At 63.0% G+C, this 24,588-nt stretch carries 23 protein-coding genes and 4 pseudogenes; 15 read left to right on the top strand and 12 right to left on the bottom strand.

The genetic code is table 11. The annotated features are described in order from the left end of the window. The first annotated feature begins 2 nt into the window (after positions 1-2). From AC1DK4_RS35380 to AC1DK4_RS35350, 7 genes and pseudogenes are all read left to right on the top strand, one after another. A complete protein-coding gene (locus AC1DK4_RS35380) occupies positions 3-848 on the top strand; it encodes a F0F1 ATP synthase subunit delta (protein WP_441622556.1) in 846 nt (281 codons plus the stop codon). Then, positions 845-2,437 carry an alternate F1F0 ATPase, F1 subunit alpha gene (locus tag AC1DK4_RS35375; RefSeq protein ID WP_441650244.1) on the top strand — a complete coding sequence of 531 codons (1,593 nt, stop codon included), beginning with the start codon at positions 845-847 and terminating at the stop codon, positions 2,435-2,437. The genes AC1DK4_RS35380 and AC1DK4_RS35375 overlap by 4 nt, the downstream gene beginning before the upstream one ends. After that, entirely contained in the window at positions 2,434-3,330 is an 897-nt protein-coding gene (locus AC1DK4_RS35370; protein WP_441622552.1) for a F0F1 ATP synthase subunit gamma, read from the top strand. Before AC1DK4_RS35375 ends, AC1DK4_RS35370 begins: the two co-directional genes overlap by 4 nt. Before the next feature lie 382 nt (positions 3,331-3,712). Next, positions 3,713-4,585 carry a DNA-binding protein gene (locus AC1DK4_RS35365; protein WP_441622550.1) on the top strand — a complete coding sequence of 291 codons (873 nt, stop codon included), beginning with the start codon at positions 3,713-3,715 and terminating at the stop codon, positions 4,583-4,585. Positions 4,586-4,777: 192 nt separating this feature from the next. Further along, positions 4,778-5,034: pseudogene (locus AC1DK4_RS35360) on the top strand (H-NS histone family protein). A 220-nt stretch (positions 5,035-5,254) separates the two neighbouring features. Further along, the gene (locus AC1DK4_RS35355) at positions 5,255-6,106 is read left to right on the top strand and encodes a PDDEXK nuclease domain-containing protein (RefSeq protein ID WP_441622548.1); all 852 of its coding nucleotides are present in this window, start codon (positions 5,255-5,257) and stop codon (positions 6,104-6,106) included. Positions 6,107-6,408: 302 nt separating this feature from the next. Then, entirely contained in the window at positions 6,409-6,765 is a 357-nt protein-coding gene (locus AC1DK4_RS35350) for a SpoIIAA family protein (protein WP_441622546.1), read from the top strand. Positions 6,766-8,753: 1,988 nt separating this feature from the next. On the opposite strand, the pseudogene AC1DK4_RS35345 reads toward AC1DK4_RS35350, so the two are convergent. Continuing rightward, positions 8,754-8,867, bottom strand: a pseudogene (locus AC1DK4_RS35345) (hypothetical protein); the annotation flags it as partial. Between the two features lie 144 nt (positions 8,868-9,011). Between AC1DK4_RS35345 and AC1DK4_RS35340 the strand changes: the two are divergent. From AC1DK4_RS35340 to AC1DK4_RS35330, 3 genes are read left to right on the top strand one after another with little or no spacing between them, the layout of a single operon-like run. After that, positions 9,012-9,215 carry a hypothetical protein gene (locus tag AC1DK4_RS35340; RefSeq protein WP_441622544.1) on the top strand — a complete coding sequence of 68 codons (204 nt, stop codon included), beginning with the start codon at positions 9,012-9,014 and terminating at the stop codon, positions 9,213-9,215. Between the two features lie 39 nt (positions 9,216-9,254). Next, positions 9,255-9,527 carry a hypothetical protein gene (locus tag AC1DK4_RS35335; RefSeq protein WP_441622542.1) on the top strand — a complete coding sequence of 91 codons (273 nt, stop codon included), beginning with the start codon at positions 9,255-9,257 and terminating at the stop codon, positions 9,525-9,527. Positions 9,528-9,571: 44 nt separating this feature from the next. After that, positions 9,572-9,829, top strand: coding sequence for a DUF1488 family protein (locus AC1DK4_RS35330; RefSeq protein ID WP_115215649.1), 258 nt, complete (start codon positions 9,572-9,574; stop codon positions 9,827-9,829). A gap of 787 nt (positions 9,830-10,616) precedes the next feature. Here the strand turns inward: AC1DK4_RS35330 and AC1DK4_RS35325 are convergent. The 3 genes from AC1DK4_RS35325 to AC1DK4_RS35315 all read right to left on the bottom strand — a co-directional run bounded on the left by AC1DK4_RS35325 (position 10,617) and on the right by AC1DK4_RS35315 (position 12,247). Further along, positions 10,617-10,982, bottom strand: a complete 366-nt coding sequence (locus AC1DK4_RS35325; protein ID WP_441622540.1) for a cupredoxin domain-containing protein — start codon at positions 10,980-10,982, stop codon at positions 10,617-10,619. Positions 10,983-11,005: 23 nt separating this feature from the next. Next, entirely contained in the window at positions 11,006-11,524 is a 519-nt protein-coding gene (locus AC1DK4_RS35320; protein WP_441622538.1) for a DUF4142 domain-containing protein, read from the bottom strand. Between the two features lie 465 nt (positions 11,525-11,989). Further along, complete coding sequence (locus tag AC1DK4_RS35315) at positions 11,990-12,247, bottom strand: hypothetical protein (RefSeq protein WP_441622536.1); 258 nt, start codon at positions 12,245-12,247, stop codon at positions 11,990-11,992. A 1,932-nt stretch (positions 12,248-14,179) separates the two neighbouring features. Between AC1DK4_RS35315 and AC1DK4_RS35310 the strand changes: the two genes are divergently transcribed. Further along, on the top strand, positions 14,180-14,428 hold the full coding sequence (locus AC1DK4_RS35310; RefSeq protein ID WP_441622534.1) for a DUF1488 family protein: 249 nt from the start codon (positions 14,180-14,182) through the stop codon (positions 14,426-14,428). A gap of 20 nt (positions 14,429-14,448) precedes the next feature. Beyond that, the gene (locus AC1DK4_RS35305) at positions 14,449-15,759 is read left to right on the top strand and encodes an NRAMP family divalent metal transporter (protein WP_441622532.1); all 1,311 of its coding nucleotides are present in this window, start codon (positions 14,449-14,451) and stop codon (positions 15,757-15,759) included. An 88-nt stretch (positions 15,760-15,847) separates the two neighbouring features. Here AC1DK4_RS35305 and AC1DK4_RS35300 read toward each other — a convergent pair whose 3' ends face one another. The 3 genes and pseudogenes from AC1DK4_RS35300 to AC1DK4_RS35290 all read right to left on the bottom strand — a co-directional run bounded on the left by AC1DK4_RS35300 (position 15,848) and on the right by AC1DK4_RS35290 (position 16,788). Then, the gene (locus AC1DK4_RS35300) at positions 15,848-16,183 is read right to left on the bottom strand and encodes a hypothetical protein (protein WP_441622530.1); all 336 of its coding nucleotides are present in this window, start codon (positions 16,181-16,183) and stop codon (positions 15,848-15,850) included. Continuing rightward, positions 16,078-16,419, bottom strand: a pseudogene (locus tag AC1DK4_RS35295) (IS30 family transposase); the annotation flags it as partial. The gene AC1DK4_RS35300 and the pseudogene AC1DK4_RS35295, both read right to left, overlap by 106 nt. A gap of 21 nt (positions 16,420-16,440) precedes the next feature. Further along, on the bottom strand, positions 16,441-16,788 hold the full coding sequence (locus AC1DK4_RS35290) for a Spy/CpxP family protein refolding chaperone (protein WP_441622528.1): 348 nt from the start codon (positions 16,786-16,788) through the stop codon (positions 16,441-16,443). A 1,278-nt stretch (positions 16,789-18,066) separates the two neighbouring features. Here AC1DK4_RS35290 and AC1DK4_RS35285 point away from each other — a divergent pair. Further along, positions 18,067-18,651, top strand: a complete 585-nt coding sequence (locus AC1DK4_RS35285; protein ID WP_441622526.1) for a BPSL1445 family SYLF domain-containing lipoprotein — start codon at positions 18,067-18,069, stop codon at positions 18,649-18,651. Positions 18,652-18,694: 43 nt separating this feature from the next. Here AC1DK4_RS35285 and AC1DK4_RS35280 read toward each other — a convergent pair whose 3' ends face one another. Further along, on the bottom strand, positions 18,695-19,384 hold the full coding sequence (locus AC1DK4_RS35280) for an NAD(P)(+) transhydrogenase (Re/Si-specific) subunit beta (protein WP_441622524.1): 690 nt from the start codon (positions 19,382-19,384) through the stop codon (positions 18,695-18,697). A gap of 520 nt (positions 19,385-19,904) precedes the next feature. Here AC1DK4_RS35280 and AC1DK4_RS35275 point away from each other — a divergent pair. Both AC1DK4_RS35275 and AC1DK4_RS35270 read left to right on the top strand, forming a co-directional pair. After that, positions 19,905-20,153, top strand: a complete 249-nt coding sequence (locus AC1DK4_RS35275; RefSeq protein WP_441622522.1) for a hypothetical protein — start codon at positions 19,905-19,907, stop codon at positions 20,151-20,153. A gap of 206 nt (positions 20,154-20,359) precedes the next feature. After that, positions 20,360-20,488 carry a hypothetical protein gene (locus tag AC1DK4_RS35270; RefSeq protein ID WP_441622581.1) on the top strand — a complete coding sequence of 43 codons (129 nt, stop codon included), beginning with the start codon at positions 20,360-20,362 and terminating at the stop codon, positions 20,486-20,488. A gap of 117 nt (positions 20,489-20,605) precedes the next feature. Here the strand turns inward: AC1DK4_RS35270 and AC1DK4_RS35265 are convergent. From AC1DK4_RS35265 to AC1DK4_RS35250, 4 genes and pseudogenes are all read right to left on the bottom strand, one after another. Beyond that, positions 20,606-21,010: pseudogene (locus tag AC1DK4_RS35265) on the bottom strand (alpha-D-glucose phosphate-specific phosphoglucomutase); the annotation flags it as partial. 157 nt (positions 21,011-21,167) lie between these two features. Then, entirely contained in the window at positions 21,168-21,365 is a 198-nt protein-coding gene (locus tag AC1DK4_RS35260; protein ID WP_441622520.1) for a hypothetical protein, read from the bottom strand. Then, the gene (locus AC1DK4_RS35255) at positions 21,362-22,330 is read right to left on the bottom strand and encodes a 2-deoxy-5-keto-D-gluconate 6-phosphate aldolase domain-containing protein (RefSeq protein WP_441622518.1); all 969 of its coding nucleotides are present in this window, start codon (positions 22,328-22,330) and stop codon (positions 21,362-21,364) included. Before AC1DK4_RS35255 ends, AC1DK4_RS35260 begins: the two co-directional genes overlap by 4 nt. Before the next feature lie 250 nt (positions 22,331-22,580). Continuing rightward, on the bottom strand, positions 22,581-24,041 hold the full coding sequence (locus AC1DK4_RS35250; RefSeq protein ID WP_441622516.1) for a GH39 family glycosyl hydrolase: 1,461 nt from the start codon (positions 24,039-24,041) through the stop codon (positions 22,581-22,583). Positions 24,042-24,588 lie beyond the last annotated feature (547 nt).

Below are 24,588 nucleotides of genomic sequence, written 5' to 3'. Positions count from 1 at the left end.
CCATGCTGATCGACTGGTTCACCGTTGGCGCGCAGGCGCTCAACTTCGTCATCCTCGTCTGGCTGCTGAAGCGCTTTCTTTACCAGCCCGTGCTTGACGCCATCGACGCCCGCGAGGGCAGGATCGCCAGGCAGATCGCCGATGCCAGCGCCAGGGAGGCCGAGGCGCGCAAGCAAGGCGAGGCGTTCCAGCAGAAGACCGATGCGTTCGAGCGCGAGCGCGCTGCGCTGCTGGCACAGGCGGCTGGCGATGCCGAGACACAGCGCCGGCAATTGCTTGAAGCCGCGCGCCAGGCAGCGGACGCGCTTGCAACGAAACGGCAGGAAGCGCTGCGCAGCGAATCCGGTCAACTGACGCAGGCGCTCGGCGACCTGGCGCGGCGCGAGGTGTTTGCCGTCGCCCGCCGGGCGCTCGCGGACCTGGCCTCGGCGAGTCTCGAAGAACGCGTGGCCGACGTCTTCATCCGCCGCCTGCGTGCGCTCGACGAACCGGCGAGAGCTAGTCTTGCGGCCGCCTTCAGGCGGCCGGCGGCGCACGCGGTGGTGCGCAGTGCGTTCGCGCTGCCTGCCGCACAGCGCGCCGCCATCCAGGCGGCGGCGGATGAAATCCTGAGCACCGCCATCCCCTTGCAGTTCGACACGGCTCCGGAACTGGTAAGCGGCATCGAACTAATCGTCGGCGGCCAGAAGCTGGCCTGGAGCATCGATCGCTATCTCGGCTCGCTGGAGCATGCCGTGAGCGAACTGCTGAGCCCGGAGAACGCGGCGATGCATGCCGGGCCCGAGCCGGAATCCGCGCCACAGGCCGCGCCGAAGCCAGCGCCGAAGCCCGAGGCCAGCCAGCCATGACCTTCGCGCTTACCCCGCCGCAAACCGCCATCGAACGGGCATTCGCCGCCATGGGCGAGGCGCGCAGCCGGTTCGTGCCGGCACTGGCAGCGCAGGAGGTGGGCACGATCGTCAGCGTGGCCACGGGCGTCGCGCAAGTCTCCGGCCTGCCTGGCATCGGCTATGACGAGCTAGTGCGCTTTCCCGGCGACGTGTACGGCATCGCGTTCAATGTCGATGAAGGCGAGGTCGGCGTGGTGCTGCTCGACGACTACTGGCGGCTGCGGGCCGGCGACCAGGTCGAGCGCACGGGCCGAGTGATGGACGTGCCCGTGGGCAAGACGCTGCTCGGGCGCGTGATCGATCCGCTGGGCCGGCCGCTCGATGGCCTCGGGCCGCTCGCGGCCAGCGCGCGGTTGCCGATCGAGCGCCCGGCCGCGCCCATCATGGAGCGCGCGGCGGTCACGGTGCCGCTGCAGACCGGCGTGAAAGTCATCGATGCGCTGATCCCCATCGGGCGCGGCCAGCGCGAGCTGATCCTGGGGGACCGCCAGACCGGCAAGACCGCGATCGCCATCGATACCATTCTGAACCAGCGCGGCCAGGACGTCGTGTGCGTGTATTGCGCCATCGGCCAGCGCGCCTCGGCCGTCGCCAAGGCGGTGGCGACCCTGCGCGCCAAGGGGGCGATGGACTATACCGTCGTGGTCGTCACCGAAGGCAACCAGCCACCGGGGCTGGCCTATATCGCGCCGTATGCCGCCACCAGCATCGCCGAGCACTTCATGGAGGCCGGGCGGGACGTACTGATCGTCTATGACGACCTCACCCAGCACGCCCGTGCCTACCGCGAGCTTTCGCTGCTGCTGCGCCGCCCGCCCGGCCGCGAGGCTTTCCCGGGGGACATCTTTTATATCCATTCGCGGCTGCTGGAGCGGGCCACGCACCTCGCCGCCGAGCGCGGTGGCGGCTCGATTACCGCGCTGCCGATCATCGAGACCGAGGCGCAGGACATGTCGGCTTACATCCCGACCAACCTGATCTCGATCACCGACGGCCAGGTCTATCTGTCGCCTACGCTGTTCGAGCTTGGCGTGCTGCCCGCGGTGGATGTCGGCAAGTCGGTGTCGCGCGTGGGCGGCAAGGCGCAGCGGGGCAGCTTTCGCGCCGTGGCCGGCGATCTCAAGCTCGCCTACGCGCAGTTCGAGGAACTCGAGACGTTTTCCCGTTTCGGCGCCCGGCTCGATGACGACAGCCGCCAGTCCATCGCGCACGGTCAGCGCATTCGCGCCTGCCTGATGCAGCCCGAATCGGACCCGGTCCCGGTGCCAGCGCAGATCGCCATCCTGAGCGCGCTGACCGCGCGGCTGTTCGATGCCATGCCGCTGGACCGGATGCAGGACGCGCAGCTTGCAGCGCGCGCCGCGGCGGTGAGCATCCCGCCCGCGATATCCGCCCGCTTCGAGGCCGCGGGCAAGCCGGACGAGGCCGATGGCCAGGCAGTTACCGCGATCGTCCGCGCCGCCCTTGCGCAGTTCCAGGCCGGTGCTGATACCGGGGCCGGGCTCGAAGCGCGGGCACATTCTCCGGCAGAGGGGGGGAGGCAATGAGCGACTCGGCCGCCACGCTGCGGCACCAGATCGGCAGCGCCACGCATCTGCAAACCGTTGTTCGCACCATGCGCGCGTTGGCCGCCTCCAGCATCAGCCAGTACGAACAGTCCGTGCTGGCGCTGGCCGACTACCGCCGCGCGGTGAGCCTGGGTCTTTGGGCATGCCTGCGTACGCTGGCGCCGGCCGGTTTAACGCCGGGGGAAAGCAAGCCTGCCTCAACGGGAGCGGTCGGCGCCATCGTGTTCGGCTCCGACCAGGGGCTGGTGGGCCAGTTCAATGAGGTGATCGTCGACCATGCGCTCAAAGCGCTCCTGGCCATGCCCGGAAAGCGAGAGGTCTGGGCCGTCGGCGAGCGGGTGCGGGCACGCCTGGCCAGCGCCGGCGTGACCGTGGCCGGCACCTATGCGGTGCCCGGCTCGGTCGAGGCCATTGCCCCGCTGGTCGACCGGCTGCAGCTCGATACGGAAACACACCCGAGCCAGGCCGCGCAGCCCCGTATCTACGTCTTCTACAACCAGCCAAGGCCGGGCGCCCTCTACCAGCCGGTTGAGCAGCGCCTGTTGCCGCTTGACGCGCAATGGCTGGCCGGGTTGCTGGCACAGCGCTGGCCAACGCCGAACCCGCCGGAAGTGATCGGGGGTGGCACCGCCACGATGCGCGCGTTGATCCGCGAGCACCTTTTTATCTCGCTGTTCAGCGCCTGCGCCGAATCGCTGGCGAGCGAGAACGCCAGCCGCCTAGCGGCGATGGAGCGGGCCGACAAGAACATCGACGAACTGCTCGCCAGCCTTCGCGGCCGGTTTCATAACGAGCGGCAAAGCGCGATCGACGAGGAGCTGTTCGATGTGACGGCGGGGTACGAGGCGCTGTCGGAGGATGACATTGGCTGAATGGCGCCATCACGAAGCGGTAGTCCYGGGAGACCGCGCCAAAGCGGGGGCTGAGATCAGTCTTCGCTCAAGAGCAGATGTTCGTGCGTCCAGGCCATGACTACCTGGATGACATTGTGAAGTTACCCGTGCGTCATGTGCATGGGAACGAATACGCGCCGGCAGACCAGCGGGCTCAAGCCCCGCGGGCTGATTCGCTGTTGAAGGACGGAGATCGCTAAGGGTCGAGGGGCATGAGCACATTGTAGGTGGCTCATTATCCTCTTGAGGGAGGGCCGATCTCAGCCCCCGCTTTGGCGCGGTCTCCCTCTACCGCGAGGTCTGCGGCCTGCTCTTTTTCCGCTACGGCATCACCCCCACTGCCAACAAGCTCTATCAACTGGTGCGCAAGGGCAGCATGGGCACGCCGACCGAGGTGCTGGCGCAGTTCTGGACGGACCTGCGCGACAAGATGCGGGTGACCATCGACCACCCCGGGCTGCCGGACGCACTCAAGGCGATCGCCGCCCATGCCGTGCAATCGATCTGGCAGGCCGCTAACGAGGCGGCCACCGGCGAGCTGGCCGCCTTGCGGGCGGAAGCGCGCTTACAGGCCAGCGAGGCCGAGGCCCAGCGCGACCACGCGCGCGCCGCGGTGGTGGTGGCCGAGCAGGAGACTGCCGCCGTCCAGGCCGACTGCGACGCCGCCCAGCAGGCCCGCGCCGCGCTCCAGGGCGAACTGGAGGCCGCGCGCCAGGCTCTCGCGGCTGCCCAGGCGCGTCAGGAGGCAGGTACGCGTCAGCTCGCAGCGCTCGAGCGGCAACTGCAGGAGCTACGTACCCAATTCTCGACCGAGCTGGAGCACACCCGCGAGCAGGTCGCCGTGGCCCAGGAGCGGGCCAGTGCCACCGAACGCCGCGCGCTGCGCGAGATCGACCAGGAACGCACACTGCGCCAGAAGGGCGAGCAGGCGGCGGCGGACCTGCGCACCGAACTGGCGGCCGTGCAGGCGAGGGCGCAAGCCGCCGCCGTGGCCGGCGCCGAGGCGCGGGCGCGGCTGCAGGCCGAGCGCGACACGCTCGGCGAGCAACTGGCTCAGGCACAGCAGGCACTTGGACAAGGGCGGGCGGCACAGGACGCGCTGCGGGCCGAACTGGACGCGGCGCTGCGGGGGGCCGAGCGCGCCCAGGCGGAGGCCGCTGCGGCGCGCCATCTGGCGCTGGCCCGGCGTCGGGCGCCGGCGATCAAAACCAAGTTCAGACCGGGGCCGGCTTGAGGGGGGCGCCGGAAGGTGTCGGATGGCATTTATCCACCGCGCAAGGGGACAAGCCTGTGGACAAGCCGCGCGGGGGCCGAGTGCCGACGGCCTCAACGGATTTGATTAAAATTTAAGCAAAGAGAGCGGGCCACGCCTTCCCGGCGACGCCACGCCGGATCGCTCGCCTCCCTAAATCTGTTCACCAACACCATGTCGATTGAAATCGAGCGCGCCGAAGCGATTACCTGGATCCGCATCCAGATGGCCCAGCACGGCCTGACCCTGGCCCAGCGCAGGCCGCCGGCTGTTTTATGGAGCCGCCACCGGCGACATTGCCCGGGGCGGTGCGCTATCGCAACGCGCACGGACAGGGCTGGGATGGCCACGGCGCCATGCCGGACTGGCTGCAGCGGGCGGTCAACGCCGGGCAGAGCGTGGAGCATTTCCGCGTCGGGCGGACCGGGTGATGTGAAATAATGTGCGGATGGCTACTCGATCTTCCCCACGCCGTGCAGCGGCGGATTCCCTTCCCGACGACTATGTTGCCTGGCTTGGCCAACTGAAGGAGGAAGTCCAGCAGGCGCGGCTACGTACGTCGCTGGCGGTCAACCGGGAACTGCTCTTGCTGTACTGGCGCATCGGAGGCTCGATCCTGCAACGGCAAAAAGCGGGGGGTGGGGCAAAAAGGTGGTTAATCGGCTAGCGAACGACCTTCGCCAGGCCTTCCCAGACATGGCTGGCTTCTCCCCGCGCAATTTGATGTACATGCGGGCGTTCGCCGAGGCCTGGCCGCACGAGGCAATTGTGCAACAGGCTGTTGCACAATTGCCCTGGGGCCACAACCTCAAGCTCTTGGAGATGCTAAGCGATGCGGAGACGCGCGCTTGGTATGCCCGCGCCGCGGTCGAGCATGGCTGGAGCCGCAATGTACTCGTTCACCAGATCGAGACGCGGCTGCACGAACGACAAGGCGCCGCCTTGTCGAATTTCCACCGCACCTTGCCAGCCCAGCAATCCGAATTGGCGCAGCAGTTACTGAAGGACCCCTATCAGTTCGACTTCTTGACCCTTGGCGCGACGGCACGCGAGCGCGAGCTGGAGCGAACCCTGCTGGCTCATCTGAAGGATTTTCTGGTGGAGCTCGGCGTCGGCTTCGCCTTCGTCGGTAGTCAGTACCATCTGAGCGTCGGCGGCCAGGACTACTACCTCGATCTGCTCTTCTATCACCTGAAACTCCGCTGTTTCATCGTGGTTGAGCTAAAGATGGATGAGTTCAAGCCAGAGTACGCCGGCAAGATGAACTTCTACCTGTCCGTCGCCGACGAGCAACTCCGGCAGGCATCGGATGGTCACACTATTGGCCTCATCCTCTGCAAGAGTAAAAACGGGCTGATCGTTGAGTACGCACTGCGCGAGTCCGCGAAGCCAATCGGCGTTGCCGAGTATGTGGTACGCCTAACGGAAACCCTTCCAGACAGTCTTCTCGGCATCTTGCCAACGGCACAGCAATTGGAGTCATCGCTCGATGATGAGGAGTAGGGCTTTCTCGGATGCCTTATTTCCCATACATTGATAACATTATCAATGTACCGGAAAATGGTGCCTTCACGATTCCATGGGTTGAGCAGGGCACTTTTTGGCGGGATTGTCCGTTTCGGTGCGGAAACTGTCACGTCTCACAGTTAGTGGGTTTTGTCTCCCAGTACCTGGGTCCAGTCCTGGCGAACACAGGGACCCGTGCGATCCGAGCCGTGTGAAAAGGCGTACGATCAGGAGGTGATCGAACGCTAGGTTTGTCCGTGCCTGAGCGTGTAACGTCTCCCCAGCCGAGTGCTCCTGCCATGATCCTGTATCACACTGACCCTGATTCCCCAGTCGTCGAGATTTCCGTCGAAGGCAAAGTCACTGACCGCGAGCTGCGCGAAGCCATCGAGCGCATGCGAGGGGATTTCGAACTGAACGGCAAGACCCGCGTGCTCGAACGCTTCGAGCATTTCACCGGTATCGAGCCAAAGGCGCTGTGGACCGACCTGACGCTCGGCGTTCCCTTGGCCCGCAAAATCACGCGCGCCGCCGTGGTGGCCGACGCGGGATGGATCCACGCGTCGATGCATCTGGCGCGGTTCTTTACGAAGGCTGAAATCAAGGCGTTCCACGTCAACGAGCTGGATCAGGCGCGCGCCTGGATCAACGCCTGAGCGCCGCCCGGCGAATCTCGTATCGTCTCAGGCCATCGCCGAGTAGGGCCAGCCCGCATTGGCAGTGCGCCGCCTCCGCGTGCCCACTCGCCTGAAGGCCGCGCGAATGGTAGGGGTCGAGGAAGCGGCGTAGGGCGTCCGGATAACTTTTACTTGCCTTTTTGCAAATTTTGCACAAAAATGCCGAAATTCGATACACCTGCGAATTACGTCCAAAGCCCGCGCAAGCGGGCTTTTTGCTTTGGCTTGGGCCTAATCGCTACGCGTAGTCGCCTTTCGGGTCCTCCGGCATCGTCCACTTGAAGCTCTCGTCCTTTTGGAGAGCCGGCGGTTCCGGCGGCGGCGAAGTTGGTTGTGGCGCTGTTCTCGAAAGCTTGTGAGAAGACTTGAACGAGTGCTTCCTCGTTGTGCCTGTCGACTCATACCTGAGCGCAATTGACATGGTGCTCCCCGGTGAGTGAATCAGAAATTCCCGGGTGCGAAACATTGCAGAGGGGTATGGATCTTGACCATACACCTATTTTGGACAGTTCGTTGTAATCAATCATGGCCCCCGAGGGAATGTCCCTTCGGGAGCCCCCTCACGCATGCCGCCCGCCGGTGGCGTTCCCCCGAACACTGCGAAAAACGCGGTAGGCGGCATGACGTGAGGGTGCAAAGAGCAGCCCAACTGGCCTGACCGCCGATAAGCCGCGAGATGGGCCCGCGCCACCCCAACCCTGTCTCCTCCACTCACCCCGTGGTGGATTGCCCGGCTTCCCGCCGGGCTATTTTCTTCCGCGTCGCCTGCATTATTCCCGCCTATGAAAACGTCCGGCCAACTCGCCATCGCCTACCGCGCGGCGGCAGACCTGGTCCGGTACGAGCGGAATGCGCGCACGCACAGCGCCGCCCAGGTCGAGCAGCTCAAGGCCTCGCTGCGGCGGTTCGGCTGGACCAACCCGGCGTTGGTCGCTGGTGACGACCTGCTGGCCGGCCACGGCCGGCTCGAAGCGGCCACGCAGCTGTGGGCCGCCGGCGAGTCCATCCGCCACTGCCCGGTCGCGGGTGAAGTGCCCACGGGCGACCTGTCGCACCTGTCGGCGGATGAGCGGCGCGCGTACATCCTGGCGGACAACAAGCTGGCCGAGAACGCCGGCTGGGATGTCGACCTGCTGGCGATCGAGCTAGCGGACCTGCGCGACGCGGATTTCGACCTGTCAGTGATCGGCTTTGACGCGGGCGATCTGGCCGAGCTGCTGGATCCGCCGCGACCGAGCTCACCCGGCGCCGGCGCGGGCTCGTTGGCCGAGCGCTTCATGGTCGCGCCATTCAGCACGCTCAATGCGCGCGACGCCGCCTGGCAGGATCGCAAGCGCGGCTGGCTGGCGCTGGGCATCCAGTCCGAGCTGGGCCGCGACGCACCGGCCTACGCTGGGGCGTCAGACCACCAGAAGGCGGATCGCGGCGCGCCGGCGCAGCACCGCACCAGCATCTTCGACCCGGTCCTGTGCGAGCTGGCGTACCGCTGGTTCTGCCCGGCCGACGGCCTAGTGCTGGACCCGTTCGCGGGCGGCAGCGTGCGCGGCATCGTCTCGGCGCGGCTGGGGCGCCAGTACATCGGCATGGATCTGCGGGCCGAGCAGGTGGCGGCCAATCGCGGGCAGCTCGATCTGCTGCGTGCCGATGACCCGGCGCCGGCCTGGCACGTGGGTGACAGCCGCAAGATCGGCCAGCACCTGGCGGACGTCGAGGCTGATTTCGTGTTCTCGTGCCCGCCCTATGCTGACTTGGAACGCTATTCGGACGACCCAGCCGACTTGTCCACGATGGACTATCCGGCCTTCGTGAAATTTAGTTCGCAGCCTGCAAACGCTTGTCCAGTAAGGGCTGGCGCAGAATCGACTGAGATCATCTGGCGTGTTGACACATTCACTTTCGCAACGGTGACAGATTTAATACGGTCTACGCTTAAGGCGGCCGACGATCGACCATCGATCGGACTCCTGTTATGCAAGGAGAATAATCGGCTGGTACGCCGAGTACGCGTTGCGCGGCATGGTGAAGCCAATGGGCGTYGCTGGATCGGCGGTCGACGGATTGAGCATGATGAAGCCGAGGCCCGGGCTGCTTCGGCCCCACTCGTGCCAGAGGCGGTAGCTAGCGGTATTGCTCGCAGTCGGAGAGGATGGCGCCGGCCTCGCCGTCGAGGGTGGGGTTGACCAGTTTCTTCATGCTACGATTCCCCGTCCAGGGTGGAGGTCGACATGACAATCGAAAGCTACCAGGGCTACACCGTACGCGGCTTTGCAAAGCAGCTTGGCGACGGATCCTTCGAGGCATCCGGTGCAGTTGCGAAGGACGGTAGCATCGAGGAAGGATCGGATCCCTTGGGGTACTACCCCTCGTTTGAGCGTGCTGCGGCAGCCGGGATCGCCTGGGCGAAGGCCTGGGTGGACGCGTACAGTTGAGCCTGGCACGATTCCGATCCGCCGGGCAGGGGAGCAGGCATGAGCGAACGGATGCGCTGGATCACTGAGGAGTACCGCAGCATGTATGTCCACGCGATCGCCTTTGAGATCGCGGAGATGCGCCGAATGGAACCGCCTCCAGGGCAAAAGTGGGGCTACATGATTGCCATCCGCTACACGGCTGACCGGGACGACGACATGATCTACGGGCCGGCAGGCGACCGCAGCGACTACATCACCCGAGCGGCGGCGGAGCAGGCCGCGCTCTATTATGGCAAGCGGGCAATCGACATCATTCAAGATCTGGACTAACACGCTCATGCTACGATTCCTTTATCAAACCAGAGGAGTTGAAAATGCCAAATTCCTTCTCGATACATTCGCCGAAGCCGTCCGACGATGGGGAGCGGGTGTACTTCACCATCGAGGCGGATGGAGCCAAAAGTAAAGGCTATATTTCGCGCTCGGCTCTTGATGAACTGGCCGGTGGCCATATTGGCGACCTCGGGGAGGTCTTCGACAAGCATCGAGATCGGATCAAGGAAGCAGCCCACCTTAAGTGGTTGGTGAATCCATCGCTCGATCCCATCGTGCTCAGTAGCGACGATTTTTGAGTGGCTCAATATAGCCTCCTGAACTCCACCACGTGGATCAAGCCTTCCGCGATCGTGTCTCGCGAAGCGCAACATAGTCGGGCGTGAAGCCGTCGCGCCTCGTTGACGTCATTAATGTAGCCGTGAGTTCGGAGGAAAGCGATCCGCGGCAACTACTGGTTCTCATGCGGTGGATTCGAGCCGCTGCGAACAATAGTCGCGTTGCTCCGCCACAGTAGCCTGGGCTATCTCCGTTTCGCAGCCGAACGTTTCTACTACGTCGAACTGGCTCACCCGCCAACCCATAGTGAGGCGATAGGCACGGAGTCCGCTATCCATTTTGCGGACGGAACCGATGGAGTACACGTCGAGGCTTCCGCCGTGGCAGAGCGGAGACGCTTCGACGCCAGCGCTTCCCGAATTTGACACAAGGCCTCAAAAAAGTTTGTCGCTGTGGCGTCGATCACTTGACCGCGGAAGCAGGCGCGCAAGCGGCAGGTAGCGTACTTACCGCGGGCTTCGAATTGAATGGTCTCGTTGGCCTGGCCCCCAAGAAGCATGGCATGCCTGTGGCTAATTCAGTGGAGGGCCTCATGGCGCGCGCTACCAGCAACGTTTAGCTTCACAGGGTCGGACCGTAGCAATCGCGGCCGGTCCGGCGCCTATCGATTTCCGCAGGCGCGCGGGCCACTGCTTAGGCCTATGCATGATCGAGCAAGGGTCGTTCAAGTCCTTCGCCATGGTGGCAGGCCGTTGGGCAATGCGATGGCCGGTGCTGAGTGACAGCACTCCCGTATGGGTACCTAACCTATTCGACCTTGAGCGTACCTTTCATATTTGGGTGCAGCGTGCAGGCGTAGGGGAACTCGCCGGCCTTGTGCGCAATATATCGCCACGACCCGCCAGCAACGATGTTGTGTGAGTCGAACACCCCAGGCGCAGTGACGGTGTGGGGATAGGGATCTTTGTTGACCCACACAATTGTATCGCCTCGCTTGACGCTAATGGCGTCGGGCGCAAACTTCGCGCCTTGGATCATCACCGTGTGTCTTGCTGTCTTCTCGGCTGCGATTGCGCTTGGACCGACGCAGAGCAAGCTCCACGCAACGAACAGCGCAACCGCCAGCAGATGTTTTCGCTCCCGTCCATCGCATCGGGAGGGTAGGTGGTGCATGGACGTCATTCTCATGCCGAGAATTACTTGTCGAGCGATGATTGGATCTTCTTTGCATGCTCCAGGTGTCCGATAAACGCGGGGCGCACAGCAACCAGCAGCGCCTTTAGCTCATCGTTCTGCGCATTGGGAATGAGCGTCTTGTCGAGTGCATCAATCACTTGTTCGTGATACGTGACTTCGTGGTCGATATATGCCTTATCGAAGCTCGAGCCCTTGAGGCCTTTCAGAGACTTCACGTTCTCGTCGCCGCCAGACTGCAAGCTCTCACTCGTTGGATTCTTCTCCGGAGTGACCTTTAGCTTCTTGACCAGCGCCACAGCCTGTTTATTCACACCGGTATGGTCGGTGACCATCTGTTTTCCGAAAGCCTTCACGTCGCGAGAGTGACCGTCCTTCTCCGCAAGTTTTCCCGCATCAATGTCGACTTGGTTTGCAGTAACGACGATCGCGGCAATTTGCGCGTCGTTGGGTGTTTGGGCTGTGGCACCAACCGCGACGAGTGCCAAGATGGCACCTAGAGTTATGGAGATGTTCTTCATTGCTCTGCTCCTCAGCGGGAGTTAGCCATGCATTCTTGCCCTGCATGGCAGTGGGCTTAGGTGCCGACCCCTGCGTGGGTTTAGTGAAGCCCCCCAGAAGTGGGTATTCGCTAAAGCTGCTACGGCAGCACCTTGAATATAGGCTACAAAAAGCCATTTTCATGGCAGCGGAAGCGCGCCATATAGGTAAAAATTGCTTGAGGCGGCGTCGGAAACACAGCGCCGGGTGGCAAATTTAGCTGCAATGCACCTACACGTGCGACCTCCGGTTGTCGCGCTTCAGGTGGATTCAATTACCCAGCGCAGAACACGAATGGGCGTGCCGAGAATGGCGCATTGCTGTGGCAGGGCGGCTATTTTTGCAGTGTGTGCGAGCGTGAACCCCTTGACGCTGGAGCAGCGAAAGCCTGATGAGTTGCTTGGCCTGCTGAACTTGCCGGCCATCATCTAAGAAAGCCCGGCTCCCTATAACGTCGAGATATCCTCCCGCGCCTTGGCCTCGCCATAGTCAAGCGCAGCCTCGCTCGTGGGAAAGAGATAGGTGCCATCAATGAGTTCGTATGACTCCACTATCTGGAAGTTCGGCCTCACAGGACGCCCATCGGTACGGATGATCGAATAGTGCACAGCGTATCCGAGTACTTCGGCTGGCCGCCAGGGGTCGGGCTTTTGCTCGGCCTGGATCGAAAGTCGATGGTCACCGACATTTAGATCTCGATGCATGGCTACCTCCTGGTTATTTGATCGATTTAGACTGAACGATCCGGATCCGTCAGTGAGCGGGCCGGAGAGCCTCGGAGGGGCGCGGCGGCGCCGGTCGTAATCCATATGTGCGCGGGTTCCGGCGACGCGTCTGTCCGGTGCCGGACACTACCGAAGCCTGGAACGCCCTGCCGAGAGCGCAAGGCGCGCGGGCATCGTCCGGATCGCACTGCGAACTGCCATCGCGGCAGCGTTACTGGAGCTACGCGCCCCGGCTACAACGGCGCTACGTAGGTAACAGCAGCAGTGCCAGAGATACGACGACTTTCGCCGACCTCAATGGCTGAGGCGCGATTGCCCAGGCGCATGCCGAAGGCATCCGCAAGCTCGCATCCGCGTTCCGCGGGCTCTACGACAGCATGCCGGGGGCGCAGAGCGCAATGCGGATGCGGTCTTCCGTATCACTGGGGCGGCCCGCTTTGAGAGCGCACTAAGAATGCTGAAGGAGATCCTGCGCAATCGTGTGCGATGCAAGGAGGTCGTGGCCGCCTCCGGGGGCTGGAACTGCATTGCCAGCACGCCCGCCTCGTGCGGCGAAGGACAAAAGCGGTTCAGGAAGAATCCGTAGCTTGCCGCAGCGACCGTCTCACGCGGTTCCGCACGGGAAACGATGCCGTCGTGACGCCCACGGCGCCAGCGGCGCGCCTGGATCCGCCCCGTGTGCGGCGTCAGCCTTAAGCACCATCCGCCATGGCAATCGCCTTCGACTGCGGTCTGTCCGCAACGCTACTTCCGCTCGCGCCTCCGTTAGCAGGGCCCACTGCGAAATGGGCTTTCACCTGTTCGCTTCAATGGCATTTGAGTGATTATATGAGCACTTTGTCTGCCCCGACGGACCGCGGTGGGGGGCGGCTCGGGTGAATCTCGCCACTGCCCGCGCAGGCATGCCGGTCCGCAATGCATGCCCGTTAGCGTACCGACATTGCGTCAGATCCGGATTAGTATCGCAGCGGATGGCAGCGCGCCAAAGTGTTCGGAACGGCGCGCGAAGGCACGGTTGGCGGCGCCCCCTCGGATCGAGACGCCCGGCGCACCTTGTTGCCGCCTGAAAATAATCCAGTCTGGAAGATTGCCCGCAAACCCGCGGGCGGTTCAAGTCAGCAACGTGGAAGGAACCGTCATGAAATACGCACAACTAATTGTCTCAGCATTGATGACACTCGCCGTCATAGCATGTACAGGGCCGGCCGGACCACAAGGTGCAACGGGCAATACCGGTAACACCGGATACGTCGGCGCGACAGGGCGCACCGGGGCAACAGGTGACACCGGCGCAACAGGTGACACCGGCGCAACAGGATACACCGGCGCAACAGGCGATACCGGTGCCACGGGGTACACGGGCGCTACCGGCAGCACAGGGGCTACCGGAAACACGGGAGCAAGGGGTAACGCCGGCACGCCCGGCGCCAGAGGCGTCGCGACAGACGGTACCGTGGTCATCGTGCCGCGCTGAAGGCCGCTAAGCCGATCACGGATCGGGCTCAGGTAAGTCGATGCCCGCGCCGGGGCGCCCGGCGCGGAGCAGAGCAAACATCTTCGATATCGACAAGGCATTTATGCATTTTTCCCACGCACCTCCAGCTCCGACACCGCATCCGTTAGCACCTGCAAGGCGTCGGCCCGAACAACCCGACGAGGCCCGCAAAACCGCCCAACCCGGTCAATTTAATCCGCAGAGCAAGCAGATAGCGGATCTTAGCGACGATACCTTCACGCAGTAGCTCCGTACTGGATTTTCACCAAGGCGCTATAGCGCGTGTAAGCGGCCAACAAGCGAATTAGGGTTTCTCCACGCCGCCGTGGCGTTTCCTCCCCAGGCCTACCAATTGTTCCGGCACCTTGGGCAACAACTTTTCGGGCACGACAGTGCCCGGTTAATCGAGGCACAACATGGCACTGAGTTTTCTCAACCCGAGCCGCAGCTACGATGCAGCCAAGCACTGTGTGGTTCTTGGGCTACGACAACGCACGCGAAGTCGCATTCTTGTCAACGCCGCAGTGCTCGCGAATCTTGACCCGGCAATGGGCCCAGCCGAGCCCGAAGTGCTGGCGGCCTTCGACCGGCACCACGACCAGATCCTCGAACTCGCCAGGAACCGCTACGTCATCGGGCGCCAGAACATGTACATGCTCTCCTGAAACGGTGCATTGCGGAGACGATGGTGCCCGACATAGAAACGATCGCCAAAGTTTCGGCCGATGAGTCGGCCAATGGCTCGGCAGGATTCTGGCTCGGCAAGCTCGGCCCGGGACTGATCACCGGCGCCGCCGACGATGATCCAAGCGGTATCGCCACCTATTCACAGGCGGGCGCGCAGTTCGGCTTTAGCATGCTGTGGACGGTGCTCTTCACCTATCCGCTGATGGTCGGCATCCAGGTAGTCAGCGCGAGGATTGGGCGAGTGAGCGGCCACGGGCTGGCCACCAACATCCGGCGGCACTATCCGGCGTGGCTGCTCTACGGCGTGGTCAGCCTCGTGCTGGTGGCCAATACGATCAACATCGCGGCAGATGTCTCGGCCATGGGCGAAGCACTGAGGCTCATCGTCGGTGGCTCCGCACAGCTCTACGCGGTGGCGTTCGGCCTGGTTTCCCTTCTGTTGCAGCTATTCATCCCCTACCGGCGCTACGTMCGCTTGCTGAAGTGGCTCACGCTCGCCTTGCTGGCCTACGTGGCCACGGTATTCGTCGTGCATATCCCTTGGCCGCAGGTCATGGCAAAAACACTGGCGCCGCGCATGTCCTGGAAGCCCGAATACATTACCACCGTGGTGGCGCTCTTCGGCACCACCATCAGCCCCTACCTATTCTTCTGGCAGGCGTCGCAGGAAGTCGAGGACCAACTGGCCGATACACGGGCGCGGCCGTTGATAGAAGCGCCCGCGCAAGCCGGCCCCAACCTCAGGCGCATCAAGATCGATACCTGCATCGGCATGGCCTTCTCGAACCTGGTTGCCTTCTTCATCATCCTGACCACGGCGGTTACGCTCAACCTGCATGGCGTGAACGATATCCAAACGTCGGCGCAGGCGGCACTGGCGCTGCGCCCGATTGCTGGCGAGTTTGCCTTCATGCTGTTCAGCGCCGGCATCATTGGTACTGGCCTGCTGGCGATCCCTGTGCTGGGCGGCTCGTCCGCCTATGCCATGGCGGGTGCCTTCAAATGGCGAAACAGCCTAGAGCGCACGCCGATGCAAGCCAAGCGATTCTACGGCATCATCGCTATCTCGATCGCGATCGGCGTCGGGCTGGGCTTCACAAAGATCGACCCGATCAAGGCGCTCTACTGGAGCGCGGTGATTAACGGCGTGGTCTCCGTGCCGATCATGGCCGTGATGATGCTGATGGCCGCACGAACCGACATCATGGGCCAGTTCGTCATCGGCAGGAGCCTGAAGGTGCTGGGCTGGCTGGCCACCCTGATGATGGCTGCAGCCGTGAGCGCCATGTTCCTGACGATGCGCGCATAACGCGCAGCGGGAGGCGCGCCCTTACGCCCTTCCGTCTAGACCGTCTTCGGCCTCGTCACCTTCGTGCCTTCCAGTGTGACGCCGGCCATCAGCCCGCTGTTGGCAGAGCCCGGTACACAGCCACCAGTTGGTTGATGTCGAAGCCGCTTCGCAAACGAAAATGGGCAAGCGTCTGTGCGGCGGCTTCTGCGGCGTCGATGAATTCAAGGGCCTGCCCCATCGACTTTTCTGCCAGGATTATCCTGGATTGGAAAGTAGACAAATCCTTTGCGACTGCCTGCAGAATTTGCTCAGCGTGGTCGCGTAGTGCCGGCGGGTTCATAGTCGCCGACGCCGGCAATTGCCTACCCGCAAACGCTTCCCACTGTGCCAGGATGGTCTCCAGGTCGTGGAGAATGAATTCAGCGATTCGCAGTTTTGCCATGGGGATCCGGAGTGGTTCGTTGCCGATGTGACATGCTCAAATCGCTCGTAAGTGGTTCGGCCTTTGGGGAAGTATTGCCGCAGCAGACCATTTGTGTTCTCGTCAGTCCCGCGCTGCCACGGGCTTTGTGGGTCGTAGAAGTAGATTGCCAGACCTGTATCGAGCTGTAAGTGCGCATGTGGGGCCATCTCTGCGCCCTGATCCCACGTCAGCGATTTACGTAGATGTTCGGGCAGCTGGACGTCCAGGCCCGGTAATCAGTTCTTTCTCGATACATGCTGCCGGTCCTGGAAGATCAGGTCGGCGTTCCTCCTCTGGACGTCCGACATGCTGTCGTACAGGTCCAGGAACGCGGGCGTGAGCTTCCTGATGCCATCCGCATGCGCATCGGCTATCTCTCCATAGGACTTTAGGTCACCGACCGCTGTCATGCTGCCGGCTCCATCGACGCGCACCAGCCGCAGCGAATCCATCTTGCTCGCGTTGTCTCGTATTACCTGTGCGACCTTCCGCCACTGGACTTCCTGGGAGCGCGTAATCTGGAGCTTGGTATGCAGGTCACCGATGTGCGTGTCGATGCGGTCGTGCCTGGCGATCTTCAGCACATGCGCCGAGTCGTGGGCGTCCGTGGCGGTAATGGCTCCGGCCGGACCGGCTAGTGCAAGCACGGAAAGAAGCGCAACAGAGGGCAGGACGAATGTGGTCGCCGGCTGGAATGAGCGTAGTGAGCTTCATGGGTGATCTCAGTGGCAGTTCGATGATCTCGCCGCGCCCTTCGCGGGTTGGCGGTACGATCGCGTACCATTTGTATGCGGAACGCCGGCCAGTGTCTGTCCGGCACCGGACAGGGAACGAGGCGTCGCCGCGGGAGAGCGCCCGGCGCATTGCCTGGCGCCTTTCCCATGCTTGTCCACTATCGTACAGACGGCATGGCGATCGGGGAGGGCGGTGTGGATGGAGGCTGGCGGGCTGCGCATGCCGCTTACTGGCCGTGGTCCCCGTGATAGGGTCCATACAGCCGACAAGGGATATGTAGGGCTGTGGAGGCGATAGCGCGGCTCCATCGGCGCCCCGCTCTTGCCGCGTCGCCCGCATACGTTCCCACTCCACAGATGAGGCATCACATCCTACTTGGCGCCGGCGCTGCCGTCAGCGTGTTTGTCGATCCCTTGCTGGACGCGATATTCATCGTGCCGGCCGTCCAAGGACGAGCAGATTACGCAGGACATCTGGACACTCGAGAACCCGGCGATCCTGGAGCAACTCGGCAGGGCCGGCCGATCCGTGTCGCATCTGATCAAGTACTCTGAAAGAGGACACCGCCGGAACTGGCTGATTCGAGCCATCCAATCCCGCACCGCTCGGCCTCGCGGACTTCGCGGTGATAACGTAGCTGCCGAGCATGATCAGCGGCGACTGATTCCACGCTGAATCGCGGGCTGGCGTGCACTGCCGGCGGTGAGTGACCAGTCAGTGTCGTCACGTGTGGTGCTGATCTGTTCATGGGCGTTCGCGGCTGCGCTGGGAGCGGCCGGGTCACTCGCGCGGGGAAGTTCATTTCCAGCGATTCGTCCATGGCCCTCTGGTAGGTCTGGCCTTGCGTCGTCGCGGGAAATTTTGGCGGAGCTGGCCGGCGGTTTCGCACCGAGAAGCTAATCTTTTGCATGATAGATCCTGTCTAAATGGACGTCGATCCTGACCAGGATACTGACGTCGATCCGCCGGAAGGTCGCTACGATGGTGGACACGGATACCTCCTTTCGGCATTTGTCTTTCCGCATGGCCATATCCGGTGATCCGCCTTGTGTTTCCGTACGCTGTCGTACCGCATTTGCACGGCCTCTGGCATACGCTTGATTCGCATACGGACACTGGAGACCAAAATGCTAAGGCGAAATTTCATTCTGATTGCGACCGGATCGGTGGCGGCAATTGGCATTACCCTGCCAGGTTGCACAACGACGGGGACAGCTTCCGGGGGTAGCCAGGCGGCAGACCGACGCACGATCGACACCGGCATCGACTCGACCCTCACGCGCCTCTACAGCGCTGCCAACGGCTCGCACGAGTTGGTCGGCAAGTCTCGCGGCGTGCTGGTATTTCCTTCGGTGATCGCGGCCGGGTTCTGGTTTGGCGGCCAGTACGGGGAGGGCGCCTTGCGGGTTGGCGGCAGCACCGTGGGCTACTACAGCACCGCCACTGCCTCGTTCGGGCCGCAGATCGGAGCTCAGTCGAAGGCGCTTGTTTTCCTGTTCATGACACCTGACTCCCTAGAGCGGTTCACGAGTAGCGAGGGCTGGGCCGTGGGCGGCGATGCATCCGTCGCGGTGTTGAAGGTGGGCGCAAACGGCAATATCGATAGCAATACAGCTACCGCGCCTGTCACGGCATTCGTCCTTACCAACAGCGGGCTGATGGCCGGTGTCACACTGGAGGGCACGAAGGTGACGCGGCTCAAGACCGTCTAGCCGGTAGGGGGATTTTACACGCCCAAGGTCAGGAACATGGCGCCTACGGCTGCCGGGTGGCCAGCCAGCCCGGCACCTTCAGCTCCTTGCCGATGACGAACGGTCCCATGATGTCGGCCCGTGCGGCCATCAGCACCATCGCCGCCACGATCGGGGCGGAAACCATGCTGTTGATCACCGCGCTCCAGTAGAGAGCCTTGTTCAGATCGATCGCTAAAGCCCGGCCCGATGCCGACCGCGGTCGAGATGGCGATGATGACCACGTAGACCTTCCTCGCCATGTCGACGTGAGGATGGGCATGCCGAAGGTCGGCGATGCCTTGTCGGTGCGGGCAGCGGGATTGACCACATCGTTGGCGCCGACCACCGGCGCCACGTCGGCGTCGGTAAACTCGGAATTGACATCGTCGAGCTGGAAGATCATGTCGCAGGGCACGCCGGCCTCCGCCAGCAGTACGTCCGTCTGGCCTGGCATGCGCCCGGCCAGCGGGTGCACGGCGAACTTCACCGACACGCCTGCGCCTTGCATCAGCTTCACGAATTCGTACAGCTTCTGCTGCCCCTGCCCCTGCCCCTGCCCCTGCGCCGCGGCCAGGCCCGTAGCCGGCCACGTTGATGACCTTGCGGGCATAGCGCAAATAGATGCTGGTATCGCCCGCATTGACCGGTTCAAGCTGCCTTTGACGGCGCCGTGATTCTGGTGGACGATCACGCTGAAATTGGCGAACAGCACATTGCACGTGGCTTCGACCGTCTTCTCTCCGGGCCCCGGTAGTAAGTGCTTTTTCGTCCTCGCGGATTTGGGGCGGACATGTGAAGCGACGCGTCTCGCTTTGGGCAGCCGCACTGCGCCGTAGAGCGGCCCAATGCAGTTGGGCAGACGATGCGCGCTACGGGCGAGAGTGTCGGTACGCAGTCGTACTGGCTTGTGGGCACGATGTAACCACCGGGCTTCAGCAAGTCATCGACAGTCATGAACATGCCGAAGAAGATCGACAAAATTCGTATCCGGGCCGATACTGTGCCATGCACTCCTGATTGAGTCCGATCGCAATTTCGACAGGCGTTACCGGCACCCGTACGGTAGCGTACCGACAATGGTCCCATGACGATGTAGCCTATACGGGCGGTATCAGCCTGCCATGAGCCGCTCTCCGTTTGCCGACGCCAGCGGCAGCAAACTTGCCGCTATGCGCGCGCGCCCTCAATAGCTGCCGCCGATCATTGCCGGCGCTAACGTGCCGGAGTTCCCCATGCAACATTCCGTTGAGTATCGCGGCTTCGAAATCTGGATTGACATGGTTGGAAGTTCCCAGGACATATTCGAGGCCTGGTACTGCCTGCGCAGTTCGCTGCCACCGGCCTTTCCAGCGCTGGCCGAGTACCGAGTAAAGGTGCACGGCGGCCCATTTACGCGCCGCTGGGCAGTCCTGGCGGGCGAACTGGCGGGAAGGTCCGCGGTCGACAGCCTTCTTTCCAGGGCTCAGTGTCCGCGGATGTGAGCAACTGTGCGATCCTGCCCGCGCCGAGGGCGCGGAGTCATCGTCAGGCTGGAGGATATCCGTGAGCTCAGATTTCCCAAGGGAGCCCTGTGGGACCGGTCTGGATGCATTGCGCTGATCGGCGGATCTTCCCGGATTACATGCGTTAGTCGATCCACCCGCCAGCGGTGATGGGCCTGCAGGTCTAAGTTTTAACCCACGACAGTATCGCTCTGGGAGAGGATGGCCAGACGCATCGACCTGTCGAGCAGGTGGCCGGTCTGCGTGCGATTCACGGCCTGGTGGTGATTCCCCTGTCGGTTGCAAACGAGACGGCGCCCGGTGCCTCGGACTGACCGTGCGGGCGGACGCCTCTTGCAGTCTGCAAGCGCGTCTTCGACGCTCGCTTGCGCTTCCTTGGTAATGCGCCGCAGGTGCGCGTTGTCATGAAATCTCTCGACGTAGATCTTGTCGATGTCTTCCGTACCGGATGGCCTCACGGCGAACCAGCCTCTCTCGGCAATGACCTTCAGTCCGCCGATCGGCGCGTCGTTGCCGGGCGCTCGGATGAGGACACGCTGAATGCGCTCGTCGGCGAGCTCCGTGCATTTCACCTGCTGCGGCGAGAGCATCGGCAGCACCTTCCTCTGCGCTATCGTTGCGGCCGTCTCGACCCGGGTGGCCACAGAGCTGCGCAGCTCATGGGTGAGCTTGCGAAAGATCTCGCCAGGTTCGCGCCCGGAGCGCGCCGTGATTTCGGCCGAGAGCAGGCCTGCCGCGCGGCCGTCCTTGTCGGTTGTCCATACAGAACCGTCAAGGCGCAGGAAGGAGGCACCCGCGCTCTCTTCACAGCAGAATCTCAGGCTCGCATTGCACAGCCCATCGGTGAACCACTTGAAACCGACAGGGACCTCAGAAAGACTCCGGCCCAGCGCTCGGCGACCCGATCGATCATCTGGCTGCCGACAACGGTCTTTCCCGCGCGAGCTTCGCGCGCCAGCTTGCGCGTTTCCCGGCGCGGTATTCGTAGATCGCTTAGCTGATGGCTAGCATGTGCCACTCGTTGAAGCTTCTTTCCAAGGAAGAGCCCTGATGGCGAGAAGCGCCGAATATCACGCGTCGCCAGGCTTCGGCAGGATCGGGCATGCCGGTGTAGCAGGCCGTGACGAGCCGGGGAATATCCACCGGGATCGCCCTTGGCGCCGGCTTGCCGGCCAGAGGACTGACGATCATGACGGCGTCTTCGGTGTCGTGGATTCGGTGGAACCGTATGCCGCGGCATGACGGGACGCCCGTGCCTGCTCAAAGAGCTCGACCCATCTGGCATAGTTCCGGGCGATACGGGAAACGGCTTCCTGCCCTGTCATTTCCCCGGTCTCGTAGCTGACGATGGCGTCCCAGAACGTGGTGCGCCCAACCGCGAATCCAATCATGCCAGGCACTGACGCGGCGGTTTCCAGCCATTCCGTTACCCTGGCCTCTTCGGCGCCGCGTCCCAGCACGATGCAGCCGACGTCATCCCGTGCGTTGCGCCGCACGGTCTCCACCAGTTGCTCGTAATCCTCGCGCCAGTCGAGCCCTTCGATCTTCCAGATATCCGGTTCGATGCCGGCATCCTGCAGGGTACGGATCGCCTGGCGCATTAGGCCGGGGCGGGTGCGCCGGTCATAGGCATCCTTGTCCATCCCGACCCGCTCCATCTGCGCCATCGTGGCCGGCACCAGCAGTTCGAACATGAGGCGCTGCCCGGCACGCCGGCAGTAGTCTGCAAGCTGCCTCAGGCGCGTTGTTTGCCGGAGATTGAGCGCGGCGTCGTTATCCGGGTTATAGCGCACCAGAGCCTTTGCGAAAGTCGGCCTGAACGCTTCAATGTGCTCCGCGAATGCTTCGCCATACTCGAACTCGAATTCAGCCGGGCCACTCTTCTCGACAGAGAGCGCGGTCACGTAGCCGCCCTCCGTCGCGTCATGAAGAATGCCGGCGCCGAATTCCTCATCGACCAGGATGCCGGCGCAAGATGCCGGCACCCCGTTGTCGACTGCATCCCGGAAGCCATCATAGATGATCTGCTTGCTGCTGGTCACCCTATCGCGCTCCGCAGGTGTCAGCGGAGGATGGAAGCGGAACAGGTCGGCCACGTAGGACTGGCGATGATCGAACGGTAGCAGGTAAAGCGGTGAGTTGTAGCCGGATTTCATAATTGTCTCTCCCCAAACCAGCGATGGCGCCGGATCCATGCGGTGACGACGCCGTCGTGTTGAGTTGCGCCGCCCCGTTGATTCCTCCTGGCACAGGCCGGTGCCAGGTTTGTGCTGGGCAACTCCCGGCGGCGGTCCGGCCTGCATGCGCGGGTCGTGGCGGATCCCGTCACTGAGGTGCGCCCGGCGCAGGCCGCTTACGAGCTACAGCACCTCCATCCGGGCCACGAGCGGGAGGCGGCTTCTTTCACTACGCGCTCCATTCAATCCGCAACGATGCCAGGGACTGAGGCTGAAGGGCCACCTCGATCAAGGTCGTTTCGCCGTCGAGCGAGAAGGCATGTGCTTCGTCGGTGAGTGCCGCTGCCGCACTGATCCGGTCGATATCTTCGGCGCCCAAGTACTCCGGTTCTCCCAGGGCTTGCCACGCTGCCCGCGGGTTGCAATGATCCGCATCGATGCGCGCGATCGTTACCCGACGCGGACTCCGCCCGGCCGCTCCTGACAACCTGATCTGTGCCGTCTCGCTTCGGATGGCGTGCCGGGGCATTGCCTGGTTGAGCAACAACAGGCTGGAGGAAGGACGGCAGCCGGGACTGAGACTCCCTGCCCAGACGGCGACCGTTTCATGCTTGCCGACGATGGGAAGATGGCTCGGGCCAAGGCGTTGCATCAACTGAAATGCCCGGTAGGCAGGTTTGGCGATGCCATGCAGCGTCAGCAAGCCGAAACCGCCATGAAAGGGCGCATTCGGCAAGGCGTTCTCCTCGAAGATATCGGAGAACGTCCAATAGCCATACGCATCCACAAGACCGTCCACGCTCAAGGCAATCCGGACCGCGAGCGCGGCGCCGAACGCCTCGTCGTGCAGCGGATCGCGCTGCTTCGGTGTGATGTTCCATTCGGTATATAGGAGAGGGCGGCCGCGCGCCTGCGCGTTTGCCTGGAGGGCCCGCTCCCGCATGAGGTCTGCCGGGGCATGTTCCAGTTGGGAAATCGTGTCTGCTGCATCGAACTGGGAAGATGCATCCGTGGCGTAGTAGTGCGTGCTGACGAAGTCGGCCGCAAGCGCATTCTGCTCGCAATAGCCGATGAAGTCGTCGATCCACGCATTTTGTGCGGTAGCGGGACCGCCGACCTGCAGGCGCTCATCGATATGCTTGATGGCATGGACCGTGGCCTGGTAGAGCCTGAAGTAGGCTTGCTGGCCGCCAGTCCAGAACAGGCGCAGGTTTGGCTCGTTCCAAACCTCGAACAGCCATAGGGAAACCTCCTCGATACCGTAGCGCGCGACCCAGTGGCTCACCAGTTTCCGGATCAGTTGCTCCCACTCCCGGTAGTCTCTTGGCGGCGTGATGTTGGCACGATAGTGAAACACGGTCTCCGTGCCCGACGCCAGGGCGGAGGGCATGAATGACAGTTCGACAATCGGCCTCATGCCGATCGACAGCAGAAAGTCGAATATCTGGTCGGCATTGAAAAAGGAGTAGAGCCATTGGCCGTCCCGGCAGACCACGGTGCTCATGTCGTCGCACAGGATGCCGTGGAAGCGGACGTGGCGAAAGCCCAGTTCGCGGTGTGCCCTGCGCAGTTGCTTCTGCCAGTCCGCGCGCAGTGCGACTGGGGCGTGGCAACTTCCCACCGTGTGTTGCCACGGATGCACGAGCGGGAGTGGTGTTGCGGCCAGATTGCAGCTGAAGGCAATTGCCATGGTGGGTGGGTGTGTAGGGATGATGCCATGTGCGGAGCGGAACCCGGGCGTGGCGCCGACGCCGGGGGCGTCACCACGGCGTCGTTTCCCACACAGAATTGCGTGAGGCAGCCGCTGCGGCACGATACAGATACCTCGCGACCGGTTGTTGTCCTTCACCGTACGAAGCTGGTGTGCCGGCAATGTCGGTCCCGCCCACGGAGCCGGTCTCGGGCACCTGTATCGCCTTCTTGCCTCTATGTATAGTTCGCGCTCTGTACACGTGCCGTCCGGGGGCGTACAGTCCGGGACGTTTATTTTCGGAGGAGCCCTGAAACATAGGGGCGGCAGACTCACGCGCTAGTACGGGTGAGCGGAGACGTCGCCGGCGGACGACTCAAGCCAGTAGCCCGGATGGCCCTAGTACAACATCCCGTAAATAGCTTGAATAAATAATCGCCTCGGATATCATGGCGGGATGAGTCGAGGCCGCCATGCAACGCCAGTGAAGTTGGCGAAGAAAGAAAGACAGGAACTGTTATCGCTGATCGAGCGCAAGACGGCGCCG

Source organism: Cupriavidus sp. 05N38 (assembly GCF_056397345.1).
This window is presented reverse-complemented; position numbering and strand designations above follow the sequence as displayed.

Coding starts and splice junctions, on each gene's coding strand:
- AC1DK4_RS35380 (WP_441622556.1), top strand. CDS start 3: ATGCTGATCGACTGGTTCACCGTTGGCGCGCAGGCGCTCAACTTCGTC.
- AC1DK4_RS35375 (WP_441650244.1), top strand. CDS start 845: ATGACCTTCGCGCTTACCCCGCCGCAAACCGCCATCGAACGGGCATTC.
- AC1DK4_RS35370 (WP_441622552.1), top strand. CDS start 2,434: ATGAGCGACTCGGCCGCCACGCTGCGGCACCAGATCGGCAGCGCCACG.
- AC1DK4_RS35350 (WP_441622546.1), top strand. CDS start 6,409: ATGATCCTGTATCACACTGACCCTGATTCCCCAGTCGTCGAGATTTCC.
- AC1DK4_RS35340 (WP_441622544.1), top strand. CDS start 9,012: ATGACAATCGAAAGCTACCAGGGCTACACCGTACGCGGCTTTGCAAAG.
- AC1DK4_RS35335 (WP_441622542.1), top strand. CDS start 9,255: ATGAGCGAACGGATGCGCTGGATCACTGAGGAGTACCGCAGCATGTAT.
- AC1DK4_RS35330 (WP_115215649.1), top strand. CDS start 9,572: ATGCCAAATTCCTTCTCGATACATTCGCCGAAGCCGTCCGACGATGGG.
- AC1DK4_RS35325 (WP_441622540.1), bottom strand. CDS start 10,982: ATGCACCACCTACCCTCCCGATGCGATGGACGGGAGCGAAAACATCTG.
- AC1DK4_RS35320 (WP_441622538.1), bottom strand. CDS start 11,524: ATGAAGAACATCTCCATAACTCTAGGTGCCATCTTGGCACTCGTCGCG.
- AC1DK4_RS35315 (WP_441622536.1), bottom strand. CDS start 12,247: ATGCATCGAGATCTAAATGTCGGTGACCATCGACTTTCGATCCAGGCC.
- AC1DK4_RS35310 (WP_441622534.1), top strand. CDS start 14,180: ATGGCACTGAGTTTTCTCAACCCGAGCCGCAGCTACGATGCAGCCAAG.
- AC1DK4_RS35300 (WP_441622530.1), bottom strand. CDS start 16,183: ATGGCAAAACTGCGAATCGCTGAATTCATTCTCCACGACCTGGAGACC.
- AC1DK4_RS35285 (WP_441622526.1), top strand. CDS start 18,067: ATGCTAAGGCGAAATTTCATTCTGATTGCGACCGGATCGGTGGCGGCA.
- AC1DK4_RS35275 (WP_441622522.1), top strand. CDS start 19,905: ATGCAACATTCCGTTGAGTATCGCGGCTTCGAAATCTGGATTGACATG.
- AC1DK4_RS35260 (WP_441622520.1), bottom strand. CDS start 21,365: ATGATCGTCAGTCCTCTGGCCGGCAAGCCGGCGCCAAGGGCGATCCCG.
- AC1DK4_RS35255 (WP_441622518.1), bottom strand. CDS start 22,330: ATGAAATCCGGCTACAACTCACCGCTTTACCTGCTACCGTTCGATCAT.
- AC1DK4_RS35250 (WP_441622516.1), bottom strand. CDS start 24,041: ATGGCAATTGCCTTCAGCTGCAATCTGGCCGCAACACCACTCCCGCTC.